This is a genomic window from Bosea vestrisii, from assembly GCF_030144325.1.
Lineage (GTDB): Bacteria > Pseudomonadota > Alphaproteobacteria > Rhizobiales > Beijerinckiaceae > Allobosea > Allobosea vestrisii_A.
Map to the genome: position 1 here is coordinate 1731132 of NZ_CP126307.1, position 16935 is coordinate 1748066.

The window sequence follows — 16935 nt, forward strand, 5'->3', positions numbered from 1 at the left end:
ATTCTCGGCCGAAGCGTAGCGAAGAGCCGAGAATCTCGTGACGAGAAAGCTCCAATCGGAGCCTCCTCCGGCCTGAGATGCTCGGGTCAAGCCCGAGCATGACGCATGATCCCAGGGTGTGATTTTTTCCCCGAGCGCCTATAGACGGCGCATGACCACACCCGAAACTGCCACCGAACTCGTCATTGCCCCCGAGCAGGCAGGCCTGCGCCTCGACAAGGCTCTCGCACTGCTCGGCGGCGAGGTCTCGCGCGCCCGCCTGCAGCAGGTGATCAAGGAGGGCGGCGTCAGCGTCGACGGCGCGGTTGTCGTCGATGGCAGCCGCAAGGTCGTCGCCGGCCAGCGCCTTTCTCTCGTGATGCCCGAAGCGAAGCCCGCCGCGCCGATCGGCCAGGACATCCCGCTCACCGTCGTCTTCGAGGACGAGCACCTGATCGTGATCGACAAGCCGGCCGGGCTCGTCGTCCATCCCGCCGGCGGCCATGAGGACGGCACGCTGGTCAACGCGCTGATCGCCCATTGCGGCGAGAGCCTCTCCGGCATCGGCGGCGTGCGCCGGCCGGGCATCGTCCACCGGCTCGACAAGGACACCAGCGGCCTGCTCGTCGTCGCCAAGAACGACAAGGCCCATCGCGGCCTCGCCAAGCAATTCGCCGACCATGGCCGCACCGGGCCGCTGGAGCGGGCCTATCTCGCTATAGTCTGGGGTTCGCCCCGCCGGCAGACCGGCACGATCGATGCCCCGATCGAGCGCTCCAACCGCAATCGCGAGAAGATGATGGTGGTCGGTGAGGGGCGCGGCCGCGAGGCGATCACGCATATCGAGCTGATCGAGCGCTACCCGCCTCTGCTGCGCGGTCATGAGGAGATCGAGGCGCTGGCGAGCCTGGTCGAGTGCCAGCTCGAAACCGGCCGCACGCACCAGATCCGCGTGCATATGAGCCATATCGGCCACCCGCTGCTCGGCGACCAGCTCTATGGTTCCGGCTTCATGACCAAAGCGAGCCGCCTGCCGGAGAAAGCCCAGGCCGCGCTCGCCGATCTCGGCCGCCAGGCGCTGCATGCGCGCCTGCTCGGATTCGAACATCCGGTCACTCGCGAGGAATTGCGCTTCGAGTCGGAACCGCCGACCGACTTTGCACGTTTGCAAGCCGAGCTCTCGATCCTGTGACGGATTTTTGCTGCGCTGCCCACTTTCCGCCACCCTCGCATCGTCTATACTGCACTGCGAAAGCGGATGGCTAAAGGGGCGCCGCTGAGGTGCTGAGCCAGCGATTCGACGGAGGTCGTCGCTGGAGGGAGCACCGAAAAATCCTGCCCGATGGAACATCGGGTGGTTGGCTCGCCGTGAAGCGGGAGCCGGAAAAGGAGTACGAGCATGGCGATTGCATCGCTGCCCGTCATGTCCGCGGAGGGCGGACTTTCACGTTACCTGGATGAGATTCGTCGGTTTCCGATGCTGGAACCGAACGAGGAATTCATGCTGGCCAAGAGCTGGCGCGAGCATGGCGACCGCGACGCGGCCCATAGGCTCGTGACCTCGCATTTGCGCCTCGTCGCCAAGATCGCCATGGGCTATCGCGGCTACGGGCTGCCGATGGGCGAAGTCGTGTCGGAAGGCAATGTCGGCCTGATGCAGGCGGTCAAACGCTTCGAGCCCGACAAGGGCTTCAGGCTCGCGACCTATGCGATGTGGTGGATCAAGGCCTCGATCCAGGAATACATCCTGCGTTCCTGGTCGCTGGTGAAGATGGGCACCACCGCCAACCAGAAGAAGCTGTTCTTCAACCTGCGCAAGGCAAAGAGCAAGATCTCGGCGCTCGGCGAGGGCGATCTCAAGCCCGACCAGGTCAAGACCATCGCGACCAAGCTCGGCGTCAACGAGCAGGACGTGATCGACATGAACCGCCGCCTCGGCGGCGACGCCTCGCTGAACACGCCGCTACGCGAGGATGGCGAAGGCGAATGGCAGGACTGGCTCGTCGACGACAGCGAGAGCCAGGAGCGCCGCCTTGCCGACTCCGAAGAGAGCGACAACCGCCATCTGGCCCTGCGTGAGGCGCTGGGCGTGCTTAACGATCGCGAGCGCCGCATCTTCGAAGCGCGCCGTCTCGCCGAGGACCCGATCACCCTGGAGGAGCTCTCCGAGGAGTTCGGCGTCTCGCGCGAGCGCGTCCGCCAGATCGAGGTCCGCGCCTTCGAGAAGGTGCAGGACGCGGTCAAGAAGGCGCTGGTGAAGATCGAGGCGCCGCGGGCCGCCCTGCCCGCGGCCTGATCAGTAGAGCGGTAGCAACGGCTGCAAGGGCAGCCGGAGCGGCCCAAGGAAGACCCTGCCCTCGCGCAGGACCAGCGGCGGCAGGGGCGAAAGCCCTGCCGCCGTATTGTTTTGCGTGCCATCGCCACCACGTCCACCGAACAGGGCGCCGAGGCCTGCCGCCAGGCCGCCGACCTTGATGCCAGCGATACGATCGACGCCGGCGACTGCCGCCGAGACCTTGCCAGCCGGCCGATGCGCCTCGTCAAGCGCAATCAGGCCGCTGGCCTCGAGCCGCACCGGCCCCTTCGTCAGGACGAGCTTGGTCACGTCGAGCCCGCCGCCAGAGGTACGCCAGGCTTCGAGCGCATCGGGGTTGAAGCCGCGCCGGAAGGCTGGCGCCCGCGACAAGCTGGCCTGCAGGTCGAGATCGGCGAGCTGACCATTGCCAATCAGCACTTCCAGCGCCGGCAGCACGCCGCCCTTGGCGTTGACAGCGAGATCGACCGTACCCTCACTGGTGAAGCGTTGCGGATTGGGCCGCAGATGTATCTCAGTGGCAGTCGCCCGCCAGGTCTCGGCGGCGGCCTGTCCGGGCTCGGTGACGGTCAGCACAGGCTCGCCGAGCACCAGCGAGAAACGCTCGAAGGCGAGGCCACTGAGATGCAGGCTGGCGGCGAGCCCCTTCCAGTCGAGGGCAGCTTTCCGCCCTTGCGGCAGGTTGGCCAGCATCGGCCCGGTCATCTGCAGGATGATGTGGCCGGGGGTCCAGACCTGCGCGACCGCGACCGCCTGGCCGGCATCGACCTTGACCTCGTCGCCCCAGCGCGAGGAGGTCAGCGTCAGGCTGGCGCAGCGCACCTCGATGCGGAAGGGATAGCCGCCGACATCGCGCTCGCGGCAGGTCCAGTTGCGTCCGGCGCGGGCCTCGCGGGCGATGCCGGCATCGAGCTCCTGGTCGACCTTGTTGCGCGCGAAGCCCCAGATCCCCGACCAGCCGGCAGCCAGCAGTGCCAGCAGCACGAAGGGTGCATAGAGCCAAAAGCGGCTGTGCCGGCGCACGGCTGTAATATCGGGCATGCGCGGGCGCTCCATTGCGAAAACCTTGGCGGGTTGATAGCGACCGGGGCCGCTGCGCGCCAGCGCCGGCGGAGGTTGCCAGCAACGGATCGCGAAGGCCCTCTCTGGCGAGGCAAGCAGGCTAAATTGTGAGGGACGGGATGACGGCGCCGCTTCCGCCGGAAGATCTCTGGGTGTTCGGCTACGGCTCGCTGATCTGGCGCCCGGGCTTCGCCTTCGTCGAGCGTGCCAGCGCGCGCCTGCACGGCTATCATCGCGCGCTCTGCATCTATTCGCATGTCCATCGCGGCACGCCGGAAGTGCCGGGGCTGGTGCTCGGTCTCGATCGGGGCGGGATCTGCCGCGGGGTCGCCTTCCGCATTCCCGCCGAACAAGCGGAAGAGACGATCGACTATCTGCGCGCCCGGGAGCAGGCGACGGCGGTCTATCTTGAGCGCAGGCTCGCTTTACGGCTCGACGACGGACGGCGCCTCAACGCCATCACCTACATCGCCGACCGCGCGCATGAGCAATATGCCGGGCGCCTGCCGGAGGCGGCGGTGCTCGCTTTGGTGCGCCAGGGCAAGGGCGTCTCGGGCGAGAACCCGGACTATGTCCGGCGCACCCACGAGCATCTGCACGAGATGGGCATCCACGACCCGCTGCTCGCCCATCTCGTGGCCGAGCTCGACAGGACGGGGTAGCCAGCGCCGATCTGAGCGCTCACGCCTCGGGCATCAAGTCGCACAGCGCGGCGCGGCGGCTGGCGCCGTCCTCGGCGAGCAGATGGACATGGATCTCGCTGGCACCGGCCATGGCGACAGCATCGCGCCAGCGCGTCAGCGCCGCATCGATGCCGAATGGCCCGCTGTCGCGCGCAGCGACGATCGTGCGATCGGGCGAGACCGCCAGCAGCACCACATCGCTGAAGCTGAGCGCGTGCCCGTCCTGGATGGCGAAGACCGAGGCGACATAGCGCCGGCCGGAGCGGCCGCGCCAGGCGGTAAAACGGCGCTCGGCGAGATGGGCGGTAGCGCGCAGTGGCATCTCCCGCACCTGTCCTGGCAGCGTGGCATCATCGCCGAACAATGGAGCAGCACGCTCCGTCCTGGCGGGTTGCAGCGCCTCCAGCAGGTTGAGCTGGCGCGGCATCTTGTCGATCGACCGGTGGCGGTCGAATGGGAAACGGGCTCGGGCTAGAGCAGCCATGTCGTTCCTCCTTTGTTCTAGAACAAAATCGGAACACTCCCGACCTTTGTCAAGGCCGATCAGGCGCGGGGTTGAGGCTCCTGCCGTATACTGACAGGAGGAGGCACTCCGAGGCGGGCGAGTTCGGCAAGGCCATCTGCCAGGAGCCGGTTGCTCGCCGTCTCGATACGTTCCTGCAGCAGGGCGTGGAATTCCAGCTTTTTCATGCCGGGCGGAATCGCCGGCAGGATCTCGACGCGGATCGTGCCCGGCCGCTTGATCAGGCTGCGGCGTGGCCAGAACAGCCCGGCATTGAGCGCGACCGGCACGCAAGGCAGGCCGAGCTCGGTATAGAGATGGGTGACGCCATATTTATAGGCTGGCTCGGCACCGGCGGGGCGGCGTGTGCCCTCGGGGAAGATCATCAGCTGCCGGCCGTTCTCGCCGAGCTCGATCTTGGCACGCCGCGTCACCTCCTGCAGGGCGCGGCTGCGCGCCCCGCGGTCGACCGGGATCATCCTCAATTTGATAAGGCACCAGCCGAAGAAGGGCAGCCAGGTCAGTTCGCGCTTGAGGATATAGACGGGATTGCGGAACACCGTCACCAGCGCGAAGGTTTCCCAGGTCGACTGGTGCTTGGCCGCCATGATGATGCCGCCCGGCGGAATGTTCTCAGTTCCAACGATCTCGCAGCGCGTGCCGACGATCACCCGCATCAGCCAAAGCGAGGTCTGTCCCCAGCGCACCGCGATCGCCAGCAGGAAGCGCCGCGGCAACACCATCGTCCCCATGGCTGCGAGCACCCAGAATGCGAGGTTCAGGTAGAACGCGACGTTGAACAGGAGTGAGCGGATCAGCAGCATGGTCCGCAAGAACCCCGACAGCCCGAATGCGTCAAGAGCCCTCTTGCATCGGGTCAGGCCCCGTGTGCCGGCGACGGCGCCCGAGAACGCTTGTCGTGCTCGGGGCCGATCTGGTCGCCGGGCTTCGGCGAGACGGGCTTCCGCCCGCCGATGATCACGGAAAGGCGCGAGGTCTCGGGGTCTGTCTCGAGTTTGCTGCGCACGCCGGCAACGAGATATTTCAGGTATTCCGGCACCAGCAGGCGGATCGCGTGCCAGTCGCGCCACCAGCCGCTGACGTCGACCTGGTCGGTCACCACAGGATGCGGCACGAAGCGCACGCCCGGCATCGCATGCGCGAGTTCGAGCAGCGTGCGCGGCATATGATAGTTCGAGGTCACCACCAGCAGCGACCGGAAAGCGTGACGCCGGACCCAGCGCCGCGCCTCGATCGCATTGCCGATCGTGTTGCGGGCGCGATAATCGAGATCGACACAGCAGGCGAGCGCCTCGCGCGCCGTCGGATTGAGCTTGGCCAGTTCGTCGCGGCCAGTCTTCTCATTGACGCCGCTGATCAGCAGGCGGCGTCCCCGATCGGCATTGAGCAGGCTGATGGCGTCGCCGATCCGCTGCGCTCCGCCGGTCACGACGACGATCGCGTCCGTCCTGGGCGGCGAGCCAGCTTCCGTCACCGACAGCGCGGTGGCGAACCGGACATAGCCGGCGACCAGGACCAGGCCGCCGGCGAAGCATGACCAGAACAGGAAACGGCGAAGAAAGCGGCGCCGCGGAGAGACGAGCGTCGTCATCGGTCGCAGGGCAGCCGGGCTGTCCTCAACATAGGGAAGATGGCCTTGCCGGGTTCCAAGCAGCACCATGACGTTCAGGAACTAACCGCCCAATCGGGCACAATGACGGCACCTTCGCAATCCCGCCGCGAAGCGAGTCAGCCCATCGCCCGCAGATAATGCCGCACCGTCAGCCGCGAGACGAGTCCCGCAATCGCCGCAACCACAGCCGCGACGAGCACGACGGCCGCATAGCCCGACCAGCCGATCTCGAAGGCCCCGAACAGCGCCTGCAACTGATCGGCTTCAGGCGTAGCGCTCCAGGCCGAGGACAAAAGGCCGAGCAACGCGATCGCGAGGATCGCCGCCAATCCACCGGCTGCGCCGCCACGCAGGCCGAGTGCGACGAAGCGCGTTTGGAACTCGCGCGCGATGAACTCGTCGGTTGCGCCGACGAAATGCAGCACCTCGACCGAATCGCGACTGCCCGCCATGGCCCCGCGCGTGGCGAAGGCGACCGCGAGCCCGGCCGCCACCAACACGAGCAGAACCACCGCGACGCCGGCCAGGATGATGGTGCTGGCCATGGTCGAGAGGCGGCGCACCCAGAGCCGGTGGTCGTCGAGCGTCGCGCTCGGCACCTCGCGTCGCAGTGCCTGGCTGAAGGCGACGAGATCGTTGGCGGCGGCTGAGGAGAGCCGCAGCACGATCAGCCGCGGCACCGGCAATTCGACGAGATCGAGCCCTGCCCCCAGCCAGGGCTCCAGCAGCTTGTCCGATTCAGCACGCGGCATCGCCCGCGCCTCGGCCACGCTCGGCACAGCCCGGGCGAGCTCGACCGCGCGCGCAATGTCCTGCTCGATGTTCCGGCGCGGATCGGGCCGGACCTGGATCGTCATCTCGTTGGCGACCGCACCGCGCCATTGCTCCGAGGCGCGCGCGGCGAGCAGCGCCGCCCCGGCGCTCAGCGCAGCGAGGAAGGTCAGGATGGCGATGACGACGACGAGCGCGCGCCCAGCGACCGAATCGACCGGGACCAAAGGCTGGTCGCGGCGCAGGCTGGCCGGCAGCCGCTGGCCGGCGCGCGGGCGCTCCTCCTCCCCATCGTCCATATCGAGAGGCTCAGGCATCGACATGCAGATGCCCATCCGCCAGCACGAGGCGCGGTGCGTCGTAGAGCTCCATCAGGGCGATATCGTGGGTTGCGATCACCACTGCCGTTCCCAGCGACTGCAATTCCATGAAAAGCCGGAGCAGCCGTCGGCCAAGACCGGGATCGACATTCCCCGTCGGCTCGTCGGCGAGCAGCAATTGCGGCCGGCTGATCAGGGCGCGCGCGATCGCGGCGCGCTGCTTCTCGCCGCCGGAGAGGACGGCGGGCACCGCATGCATGCGCTCGCCGAGCCCGACCCAGCGCAGCAGCTCGACGACCTCGGCGCGATAGCTCGCCTCCTCCTTGCCGATGACGCGCAGCGGCAAAGCGACATTCTCATAGACCGTCAGATGGTCGAGCAGCCGGAAATCCTGAAAGACGACGCCCATGCGGCGACGAAAATCGGTGAGCGTGTTGGCTTCGAGGCGCGAAACGTCCTGGCCGAACAGATTGACGAGGCCGCGGGTCGGCTTGAGCGCCATCAAGACCAGCCGGATCAGCGTGGTCTTGCCGGCTCCCGACGGCCCGGTCAGATACTGGAACGAGCGCGGCGCAATGCTGAAGTTGATGTCCTTCAGCACCTCAGGCCCCATCCCGTACCGCAACCCGACATTCTCGAACCGAACCAACGCCGCTCCTCTCGCTCACTCGCGTCCGAATCGTGCCGGACGGTTGCCAAGCCGGCGCGATCCTACACCCAGACCATAGCCCGGCGGGAAGCGCCGAACGTGTTTTCCTCAAACCGCATCGAGTACGCCTCGTTCGGCCCGAACGGCAAGGTCACCGATAAAGCGGTCGCGGCCCAAGCTGACAGCCGGCTTTACGCGACATTAACCATAAATCGACCCTATGAGGCGTGGAGCCGCATGCCGCTTCCGCTTCTGCTTGCATGGGGCGGCGAGAGGATCAGGCTCCGTACCGATGCCGCACGGAGCGACCGTTTCTGGACCATGCTGATTGTCTGCCCCAACTGCGCCAGCCGATATGAGATCGCCGAGGCCAAGATCGGGGCCGGCGGCCGCAAGGTGCGTTGTGCCAGTTGCCAAACGACCTGGACGATCGAGGCGCCGCAGGCTGCCGAAGCACGCCCGGCGAACGACATCCTGCAATCCGACCTGGATGCCGCGATCCCGGACCTTCCCACCGCTCCCAGCCCGGAACAGACCGCCGCAGAGCTGGAGGAGGAACTGCGCCGCGCCAGCGAGATCGACGCCGGCATCTCCGCGATCACGGCTGAGCGGGCCGAGTCCCGGCAGCCAGACGCATTAGAACAGCCTCCTTCTCGGAAGCGGAGCTGGGCCGGCGCCCGCAACCCGCTTGCCCGCCTGCCATCGGCTGCCGCGAGTGTCCTCGTGGTGGTAGGTATCGCCATCCTCGGACTGGGCCTCTGGCAACGCGAGCGCGTCGTGAGGGCAGCGCCGCAATTTGCCGCGCTCTACGCGAAAATCGGCTTGCCCGTGAATGTGCGCGGTCTGACCTTCAGCGCCGTGGAAAGCGAGCTGGTTCTGGACCCGCAGGGGCGCTTCCTGGTGGTCACGGGCGACGTCACCAACATCACCAAGGGCGCGGCCAAGGTGCCGCCGATCACGGTGACGGTGCAGGCCGAGGACGGCAAAGTCCTCTACAGCTGGACGACGGAGCCACCGCGCACGTCGCTGGAGTCGGCCGAGTTGATGCATTTTCGTGCCCGCCTCGCCTCGCCGCCCGAAAACGGCCGCTCGGTCCAGTTGCGCTTTGGCGCCAGTAGCCCCAACGGCATCGCCGCTCTCTACTGATTTCCCACACCTGGTTTCCCGACTCCTGGGCCCAGGCCGCTTCAATTGTCGGCGCATGGACGCTATGACTGAGGCCTGAAGAGTTTAGCCCGCGATCATGGGGCTGCGCGGGCACGGGCCCACGCCGATAAGGAACGGTCGTCGATGTCCCAGCCCCAACGTATCCGCGTTCTCTACGACGAGGCGGCCATCGCCGCCCGCAATGCCGAAATGGCTGCCGAGATCGCAGCCGATTCCGGCGAGGATTTGCTCGTCGTCGCGGTGCTGAAGGGCAGCTTCATGTTCGTCGCCGACCTGATCCGGGCCATGCATCGCACCGGCATGACCCCGCAGGTCGAATTCGTGCACCTCTCCAGCTATCGCGCCGCCACCATCTCTTCCGGCCAGGTCGAGATCCTGCGCGACGTCCAGAGCGATGTTCGCGGCAGGCAAGTGCTGCTCGTCGACGACATCCTCGAATCCGGCCGCACGCTCGCCTTCGCCAAGGACTTGCTGGCCGCGCGGGGGGCCGCTCGGGTCTCCACCGCCGTCCTGCTCGAGAAGCCGGCCAAGCGCGCTGTCAATATCCAGGCGGACTATGTCGGCTTCGAGTGCCCCGATTATTTCGTCGTCGGCTACGGCATGGACGTCGCCCATTCCTACCGCCAGTTGCCCTATGTCGGCGTGATCGAGACCGCCGACCAGGCCGGCCTGCCGGGGATCTGATCGATGTCGCGCATTCTCGTGGTCGACGACGAAGAGAGCCTGCGCTCGCTGGTCGCGCGTGGCCTCGCTTTGGACGGGCACGACTGCCTGACCGCCGGCGACGGCGCCGAAGCGCTCGACATCCTGATGGCCGAGCAAGGTCGGTTCGACCTGCTGCTCACCGACATCCGCATGCCGCTGATGGATGGCATCGCGCTGGCGCTCGCCGCCAAGCAACAGTTCCCCGACCTCACCATCATGCTGATGACCGGCTATGCCGAGCAGCGCGAGCGGGCCAAGAGCCTGGAGACGATCGTCTCGGAGGTGATGACCAAGCCCTTCACCATCGCCGAACTGCGCGAGACGGTGCTGCGCGTAATCGAGCGCTCGATCGGATGAGCGCTCACTGGTTCAGCGATTCAGCCACCAGATCGACGCGTTGAGCAGGGTCGCGAACGAGACCCAGGCGAGGTAGGGTACGAACAGGGCCACGGACAGCCGGTCGCCCAGTGCTGCGAAACACCGCATCGTCCAGACCATCGCCACCAGCAGCAGCGCGATCACGACGAGCCCGCCGACCGGGCTGTTCAGGCCGAAGAACACGCAGGACCAGAGCATGTTGAGCGCGAGCTGGAGGTGGTAGGCAAGCAGCGCCTGCATCCTGCCCGGCGTACCATTCGGCAGACGCAAGACGCGAAAAGCAGCCAGCGCCATCAATGCGAATAAAGCCGTCCAGACGGGAGCGAACAGCCAGTTCGGCGGATTGAAGGCTGGCTTGGCGAGGCCGGCATACCAGCCAGGAATTTGCGGCACCGTCACCGCGCTGCCGATCAGCGAAGCTGCCACACCGGCAGGATGGCGATGAGGGCGGCGAGCCACACTGCCGGCTGACGGCTGGCGCTATCTGTCGATATGCTCATGCGGCGAGAATGGGGTGCATCTGCACCCCAGGCAAGACAGGCCTCTTGCACTGCAGCAAGCACGATGAGATGAATTGTCTCTCATAGTAGAAATCGGATCGAGCATGACCAAGCGCCCTCTCCATCCCCGCTCGCTGGCAGCCCAGGCGATGGGCAAGATCGACCCGCTCACCAAGGCCGTGGTGCCGCCGATCCATCTCTCCAGCACCTATATCCGCGACGAGGACAACGCCTACTCATCCGGTTTCATCTATGGCCGGCCGGACAATGAGACGGTGCACGAGGCGCAAGCCGTGCTCGCCATGCTGGAGGAGGCCAAGGCCGGCGCCCTGCTGTTCGGCTCGGGCATGGCGGCCGCGACCGCCGTGTTCCAGGCGCTCTCTCCTGGCGATCACGTCGTTGCCTCCAAGGTGATGTACTGGGCGCTGCGTTCCTGGCTGCTGACCGAGGCGACGCGCTGGGGGCTGAAGATCGACTTCGTCGAGAGCGACGATCTCGCCAAGCTGAAGGCCGCCGTGAAGCCCGGCGTCACCAAGCTGGTCTGGATTGAAACGCCATCCAACCCGCTCTGGACAATCACCGATATCGCCGCCGCCGCCGAGATCGCCCATGCGGCCGGCGCCAGGCTCGCGGTCGACTCGACCTGCGCCTCGCCCGTGCACACCCGCCCGCTCACGCTCGGCGCCGACATCGTCATGCATGCGGCCACCAAGGTGTTGAACGGCCATTCCGACGTAATCGCCGGCGCGCTCTGTGCCCGGCAGGGCGACGATTTCTGGGCGCGCATCAAGACCGTGCGCAAGGGCCAGGGTGGTATCCTCGGCCCGTTCGAGGCTTATCTCTTGATGCGCGGCATGCGCACGCTCCATGTCAGGCAGGAGCGCCAGTCGGCTTCAGCCATGACACTGGCGCAGAAGCTTGCCGCCCACCCGCTGGTCTCGCGCGTACTCTATCCCGGCCTGCCGCAGCATCCCGGCCATGACATCGCGGCCCGCCAGATGGAAGGTGGCTTCGGCTTCATGCTTTCGGTCCAGGTTACCGGCGGCGAGGCGGCGGCGATTAAATCGGCCGCGCATGTCGAGCTCTACAAGCGCGCCACCTCGCTCGGCGGCGTCGAGAGCCTGATCGAGCATCGCGCCTCGATCGAGGGCGCGGGCTCACCCTGCCCGCCCGACCTGCTGCGCCTCTCGACGGGCATCGAGGATGTCGACGATCTCTACGCCGATCTCGACCAGGCTCTGAAGGCCGGGCATCGCTGAGGCTGCTTCCCGTCATCGCGAGGAGCGTCAGCGACGAAGCAATCCAGAGCCGTCGAGCGCTGGCACTCCTGGATTGCTTCACTCCGCTCGCAATGACGCCTAGAACCAGATTCCCTTCGCCGTCGTCAGCAATTGCCGGCGGTCGGCGAGGCCGTTGGCACCGCCATTGATCAGCTGGGTGACGCGCGCTGCGTCATCGCGGTCGGCGGCGGCGTTGATCTTGCGGTCGCGCCAATAGGCGAAGGCGATCTGGACCGAGATGCGCGGGTCGAGCGCGAGCTCCGGCCGCCCTTCCAGATCGATGTTCAGCATCCGGCCGATCCGCTTGTAATTGGCCCGGCCGGTCAGCTGGAAGATGCCGCGGCCGTGATAGCGCGCGCCGTCGCCGGGCTCGGTATTGCCGAGATCGGCACGACCCTCGTAGCGAGCGAACTGCTTCTTCCCGCCCTTCTCCTCGAGCGTGCGGAAACGGTCGGTCTCGTGCGCGGCCTGCGCCAGGAAATGGCAAACTCGCAGCGGCGTCCTCAGATCGCCCTCGGCAGCCAGCCGCTCGAAATGCAGGGCGATATTGTTCATCAGCTCCGCCTTGCCGATCGGCGCCAGGCGGGCGAGCCGCGCGACGGTGACGGCAAGATCCGGCACCCGCGGAACCTGCGGCTCCTCGATCGGCGCTTCTTCGGCTGGCGATCCCTGCATCGACATGGCGGCACTCCCGTTTGCGCTTTGCGCGAGTATGCACCGGTTTCGCATCGCGGGGATAAATCGGCCCTACCATCGTCATGCCCCTGAAACAGCCGGTGTCTAGCGAGTGCCAACCCCGCAGGAAAAACCCGCCATGACCGACCAGACCGCCCTTAGCCGCCGCACGCTGCTCGCCGCCCTCGGCACCGTCGCCCTCGCCGCGCCGGCCCTCGCCCGCTCGCTCCCCGCCCTGCCCACCAATGGCCTCGGCACCGATACCGGCTACTGGGACGCGGTTGCGCGCCTCTACAGCGTAACGCCCGACATGGTGAACCTCGAGAACGGCTATTGGGGCATCATGGCCGAGCCTGTGAAGGCCGAGTACAAGCGCCTGACCGATTTCGTGAACTTCGAGAACACGGTCTACGCCCGCACCAAGATCGGCCAGGATCTCGACGAGGTCCGCACACCGGTGGCTGGATTCCTCGGCGTGGCGCGCGAGGAGGTCGCGCTGACCCGCGGCGCGACCGAGGCGCTGCAGACCCTGATCGCGGGCTACAACAAGCTCAAGCCCGGCGACGGCGTGCTCTATGCCGATCTCGACTATGATTCGATGCAGTACGCGATGAACTGGCTGAAGAGCCGGCGCGGCGTCGAGGTCGCGAAATTCGACATCCCCGAGCCCGCGACCAAGGCCAATGTGCTCGCAGCCTATGAGGCCGCGCTCAAGGCCAATCCGAAGACCAAGCTCCTGCTGCTAACCCATATCAGCCACCGCACCGGGCTGATGATGCCGGTCAAGGAGCTCGCCGCCATGGCCAGGGCGCGCGGCATCGACGTCATTCTTGACGCCGCCCATAGCTGGGGCCAGGTCGACTTCAAGGCCAAGGACCTCGGCGTCGACTTCATCGGCTTCAACCTGCACAAATGGATCGGCGCGCCGCTCGGCGTCGGCGTCATGTACATCGCCCGCGAGCGGCTGGCGGACATCGACACCCATTATGGCGACGAGGACTTCAAGGCGGACGATGTCCGCTCGCGCATCCACACCGGCACGCCGAACTTCGCCGCCCAGCTCACCGTCCCTGCCGCGCTCGCGCTACATCAGGAGGTCGGACCGCAGGCCAAGGAAGCGCGCTACCGGCACCTGCGCAACTACTGGGTCGCCCGGGCGCGCGAGCTGAAGGGCGTCGAGATCCAGACCCCGGACGATCCCGAGATGGTCGCCGGCATCACCTCCTTCGCGCTCACCGGAAAGCGCTCCGCAGCCGACTGCAACGCCGTCGTCGTGGCGCTGCGCGACCAGCACAAGGTAATGACGGTGCGTCGCGGCGGCGTCGCCAAGGGCAACACCATCCGCATCTCGCCGGCGCCCTATCTGACCGAGGCGGACCTCGACCGCTTCATCGCGGCGCTCGCGGTTGTCTCGGGCAATCGCGCCGGCTGAACGACCAGTACCGCAACCGTCTTTCCGGGGCATGCCGAAGGCATGAGCCCGGAATCCATCAACACAGGTCATCGCAATTAAAGCGCGGTAATCGCCGCGTTCCACTTAGCTACGACGGAGTTCATGGATTCCGGGCTCGCCGCTGCGCGGCGCCCCGGAATGACGGTGAAACAGCGGGATCAGTTCCGCCGCAGCAGGCGCTCGAGGTAGTCGAGTTCCTCGGTCGGACGCAGCGGATCGCCGAGGCGCCGGCGCAATTCTTCGAGGATGCGCCTAGCCCGCTGTGTCGCGCTCTCGTCGGCACCCGGTACGCGCACGCGGCCATCGGCCCAGTCACGCTGGCGCTGCGGCCGCCCGAGCGGATCGTTGTTGTCGGGTTGCTGGGCCGAAGGCCGGCCAGCCGGGCGGCCGTCCGGATCGCCATAGGCATTCTCGTTGCCCTCGCCTTCGCCGGGCTCGCCCTGCATCTGCTGGGCGAGGTTCTGGCCGCCCTTGCGCAAAGCTTCGAGCGCGCGCCCCTGCGCGTCGACCGCCTGCCCATCCTGTCCCTGGCCGAGCTGGCCTTCCGCGTCGCGCATCGCGTCCTCGGCCTCGCCGAGCTCGCCTGGATCGGCGCCCATGCCGCGCATGCGCCGCTGCAGGTCCTGCAGGCGCTCGCGCAAGGCCTGCTGGCGTTGCGACAGGCCCTGGCCCTGCCCGCCTTCGGCATTCTGGCCGTCCTCGCCCTCACCCTCTTCGCCGTTCTCGCCCGGCTGCTGTCCGGGTTGCTGGCCACGTTGCCCGCGCTGGCCCTGCTGCCCTTGCTGGCGCTGGCCCTGCTGGCCGGGGCGCGCCTGCTGCTGGCCGGGTCGGCGGCCTTGCTGGGCCCGATTTTGGCGCTGCTGATCCTGCTGATAGGTCTCGTCGCGCAATTGCTGCTGCTCGCGTGTCATCCGGTCGAGATCGCCGAGCGCCTGGTTCATCTCGCGCTGCCGCGGGTCCTGCTGGCCGGGACGCGCCGTCTTGAGATTGTTGAGAAGGTTGTTGAGTTCCTCCATCAGGCGCTGCGCCTCGGCCATGTCGCCGCGCTTCGACAATTCCTCGATGCGGTTGAGCATGTTCTGCAGGTCGCGCGGTGTCACCGTGCGGAAATTCTCGGGCAGCTGCGCCTGGTTCCGTTCGCCGTTCTGCTGCTGGCGCTGCATCTGCTGGGCGAGCTCGCGCATGAACCGGTCCATGGCGCGGCGCATCTCTTCGGTGAGCTTCTTGATCTCGTCCTCGGTGGCGCCGCGATCGAGCGCCTGCTGCAGATTCTCCTGCGCGGCCCGCAGCGCCTTTTCGGCGTCCGATAGGTCGCCATCTTCGAGTTGCAGCGCCAGCGCCCACATCATCTCGGCGGCGTCGCGCAGCTGGTCGTCGCTAGCGGCCCGGCGCAGCCGCTCGCCGATCATGCGCATGCCGAGATAGACGCCGGTCTCCTTCATGAACTGGTCGGGCTCGATCATCAGCGCGTCGAGCGCAAGCTGAACCTTCTTGCGCGTATCGACGTCCATGATCAGCTTGCGTCGCTGCTCGACCAGCGCCTTGGCCAGCGGCTTGGTGAAGGTCCGCTGCGGCAGCACGATCTCGACGGTCTCGCTGCGCCCCTCCTGCCCGGTCTCGTCGCGCGCCAGGAGGTTCAGATTGACCTTGGCGCCGGCCCAGGGATGGGCCGAGAAGTCGACCGTGCTCTTCATCTCGTCTTCGCCGGAGCCGGAGGACGGCACCGGCAGGATCTGCTTCGGCGCCTCGACCAGCGAGCGGCCGCCCGCGAGCGGAGCGACGCGCGAGACGATGACTTCGGCCGAGGCGATGCCGTAATCGTCCTTGGCGCGATAGCTGATGCCGAGCCCGCCCTGCACGCCGCTGACCGGCTTCGGTGGTTCGACGAAGGCGATCTCCGGCTTCTGGTCGATGATCGCATGCAGGCTCAGCGTCTGGGCGGGAGCGCCCGAGCCGGTGATGCGCAAGGTGCCGTCGCCGGCGAGCAGATAGCGCTTCTCCGTCACCGCGACAGTATTGGTCGGCGCAGCCTTGGCATCAGCCGGCTTGGCTTCGCCCGGCTTACCCTCGACCGGCACGACATCGAGCCGGCCGGTGGTCGCGACATCCATGCCGCTGCGCCCGGCGATGCGCACCACCACCGTCGACTTCTCGGGCACGTTGAAATTTGGGCTCGCCAGCCTGGCGAAGTCGATCAGGATCGGTGGCATCCGCGTATAGGCCGGCGGGTCGATCCAGGCATCGATCCGGACCGCGGCGGCGGCGAGCGCAGGTCCGCGCCAGTCGAAGGCGGCGGTGAGCCGCGGCAGGACCTCGTGCCCGGCGACGAAGAAACCGGCGACAGCGGCAACCAGAGGCGCCGCACGCAGCGCCTGCTTGTCGCGCCCGGCCATATGCGGTTGCGGAGGCGCGACCTTCAATCTCGCGACATGGGCGCTCTGCCGCTGCATATGCAGCGTCCACAGCGCCTGCGAGACCGGGTCCTTGCCGCCGACCGCGAGCGTGTCCTCGAGCGCAGTCGCCGGGCGATGCGCGCCATCCATGGAGTGGTCGAGCCGGGCCAGCGCTTCGCGGCGGCTCGGCCAGCGGCCGGTGACGGCCGGCCAGAAGCTTCCGAGCAGCGCCAAGGCGAAGACGGCGGAGCCGGCGGCACGGCCCCACCAGGGCAGATGCAGCCAGAGCCCGAACCAGGAGACGGCGAGAAACAGCAGGACGACGCAGAGCGGCACCCACAGCTTCGGCCAGATACGCTCCCACGCCAGCGACAGCCTCGACGCCATGGTGAGGCGTTCCAGCCGCTTGCGGATCGTCCCACCTGTGTCGAGCGCCGTCCGGCGCGGTGTTTCGCTCATCCGATGCTCCGA

17 protein-coding genes are annotated in these 16935 nt (G+C 67.2%); 8 read left to right on the forward strand and 9 right to left on the reverse strand.

Annotated features, from left to right (window positions below):
* Positions 1 to 151 precede the first annotated feature (151 nt).
* Positions 152 to 1171 carry an RluA family pseudouridine synthase gene (locus QO058_RS08620; protein WP_284171620.1) on the forward strand — a complete coding sequence of 340 codons (1020 nt, stop codon included), beginning with the start codon at positions 152 to 154 and terminating at the stop codon, positions 1169 to 1171.
* Positions 1172 to 1378: 207 nt separating this feature from the next.
* On the forward strand, positions 1379 to 2275 hold the full coding sequence (rpoH, locus tag QO058_RS08625; RefSeq protein ID WP_129159708.1) for an RNA polymerase sigma factor RpoH: 897 nt from the start codon (positions 1379 to 1381) through the stop codon (positions 2273 to 2275).
* Here rpoH and QO058_RS08630 read toward each other — a convergent pair whose 3' ends face one another.
* A complete protein-coding gene (locus QO058_RS08630; protein WP_284171621.1) occupies positions 2276 to 3334 on the reverse strand; it encodes a DUF2125 domain-containing protein in 1059 nt (352 codons plus the stop codon).
* Positions 3335 to 3474: 140 nt separating this feature from the next.
* On the opposite strand from QO058_RS08630, the gene QO058_RS08635 reads away from it, so the two are divergent.
* Positions 3475 to 4017, forward strand: coding sequence for a gamma-glutamylcyclotransferase (locus tag QO058_RS08635; RefSeq protein WP_284171623.1), 543 nt, complete (start codon positions 3475 to 3477; stop codon positions 4015 to 4017).
* A 19-nt stretch (positions 4018 to 4036) separates the two neighbouring features.
* Here QO058_RS08635 and QO058_RS08640 read toward each other — a convergent pair whose 3' ends face one another.
* The 5 genes from QO058_RS08640 to ftsE all read right to left on the reverse strand — a co-directional run bounded on the left by QO058_RS08640 (position 4037) and on the right by ftsE (position 7877).
* A complete protein-coding gene (locus QO058_RS08640; protein ID WP_284171624.1) occupies positions 4037 to 4522 on the reverse strand; it encodes a hypothetical protein in 486 nt (161 codons plus the stop codon).
* 59 nt (positions 4523 to 4581) lie between these two features.
* Positions 4582 to 5364 carry a lysophospholipid acyltransferase family protein gene (locus QO058_RS08645; protein WP_284171625.1) on the reverse strand — a complete coding sequence of 261 codons (783 nt, stop codon included), beginning with the start codon at positions 5362 to 5364 and terminating at the stop codon, positions 4582 to 4584.
* A 53-nt stretch (positions 5365 to 5417) separates the two neighbouring features.
* On the reverse strand, positions 5418 to 6152 hold the full coding sequence (locus QO058_RS08650) for a YdcF family protein (protein WP_284171626.1): 735 nt from the start codon (positions 6150 to 6152) through the stop codon (positions 5418 to 5420).
* A 137-nt stretch (positions 6153 to 6289) separates the two neighbouring features.
* Positions 6290 to 7267 carry a cell division protein FtsX gene (locus QO058_RS08655; protein WP_347976146.1) on the reverse strand — a complete coding sequence of 326 codons (978 nt, stop codon included), beginning with the start codon at positions 7265 to 7267 and terminating at the stop codon, positions 6290 to 6292.
* Positions 7254 to 7877 carry a cell division ATP-binding protein FtsE gene (gene ftsE, locus QO058_RS08660; RefSeq protein ID WP_284172848.1) on the reverse strand — a complete coding sequence of 208 codons (624 nt, stop codon included), beginning with the start codon at positions 7875 to 7877 and terminating at the stop codon, positions 7254 to 7256. Before ftsE ends, QO058_RS08655 begins: the two co-directional genes overlap by 14 nt.
* Before the next feature lie 135 nt (positions 7878 to 8012).
* On the opposite strand from ftsE, the gene QO058_RS08665 reads away from it, so the two are divergent.
* From QO058_RS08665 to QO058_RS08675, 3 genes are all read left to right on the forward strand, one after another.
* A complete protein-coding gene (locus tag QO058_RS08665; protein ID WP_284171627.1) occupies positions 8013 to 9059 on the forward strand; it encodes a zinc-ribbon domain-containing protein in 1047 nt (348 codons plus the stop codon).
* A gap of 144 nt (positions 9060 to 9203) precedes the next feature.
* On the forward strand, positions 9204 to 9764 hold the full coding sequence (hpt, locus tag QO058_RS08670) for a hypoxanthine phosphoribosyltransferase (RefSeq protein WP_110491471.1): 561 nt from the start codon (positions 9204 to 9206) through the stop codon (positions 9762 to 9764).
* A gap of 3 nt (positions 9765 to 9767) precedes the next feature.
* On the forward strand, positions 9768 to 10142 hold the full coding sequence (locus QO058_RS08675; RefSeq protein ID WP_284171628.1) for a response regulator: 375 nt from the start codon (positions 9768 to 9770) through the stop codon (positions 10140 to 10142).
* Between the two features lie 12 nt (positions 10143 to 10154).
* On the opposite strand, the gene QO058_RS08680 is transcribed toward QO058_RS08675, so the two are convergent.
* Positions 10155 to 10589 carry a TspO/MBR family protein gene (locus tag QO058_RS08680; RefSeq protein WP_284171629.1) on the reverse strand — a complete coding sequence of 145 codons (435 nt, stop codon included), beginning with the start codon at positions 10587 to 10589 and terminating at the stop codon, positions 10155 to 10157.
* A gap of 178 nt (positions 10590 to 10767) precedes the next feature.
* On the opposite strand from QO058_RS08680, the gene QO058_RS08685 reads away from it, so the two are divergent.
* Positions 10768 to 11922 (forward strand): trans-sulfuration enzyme family protein, encoded by a 1155-nt coding sequence (locus tag QO058_RS08685; RefSeq protein ID WP_284171630.1) that lies wholly within the window; start codon positions 10768 to 10770, stop codon positions 11920 to 11922.
* A 99-nt stretch (positions 11923 to 12021) separates the two neighbouring features.
* Here QO058_RS08685 and QO058_RS08690 read toward each other — a convergent pair whose 3' ends face one another.
* Positions 12022 to 12624, reverse strand: a complete 603-nt coding sequence (locus QO058_RS08690; protein WP_284171631.1) for a glycoside hydrolase family 19 protein — start codon at positions 12622 to 12624, stop codon at positions 12022 to 12024.
* Positions 12625 to 12757: 133 nt separating this feature from the next.
* Between QO058_RS08690 and QO058_RS08695 the strand changes: the two genes are divergently transcribed.
* On the forward strand, positions 12758 to 14050 hold the full coding sequence (locus tag QO058_RS08695; protein WP_284171632.1) for an aminotransferase class V-fold PLP-dependent enzyme: 1293 nt from the start codon (positions 12758 to 12760) through the stop codon (positions 14048 to 14050).
* Between the two features lie 179 nt (positions 14051 to 14229).
* Here QO058_RS08695 and QO058_RS08700 read toward each other — a convergent pair whose 3' ends face one another.
* Entirely contained in the window at positions 14230 to 16923 is a 2694-nt protein-coding gene (locus QO058_RS08700; protein WP_284171633.1) for a TIGR02302 family protein, read from the reverse strand.
* Positions 16924 to 16935 lie beyond the last annotated feature (12 nt).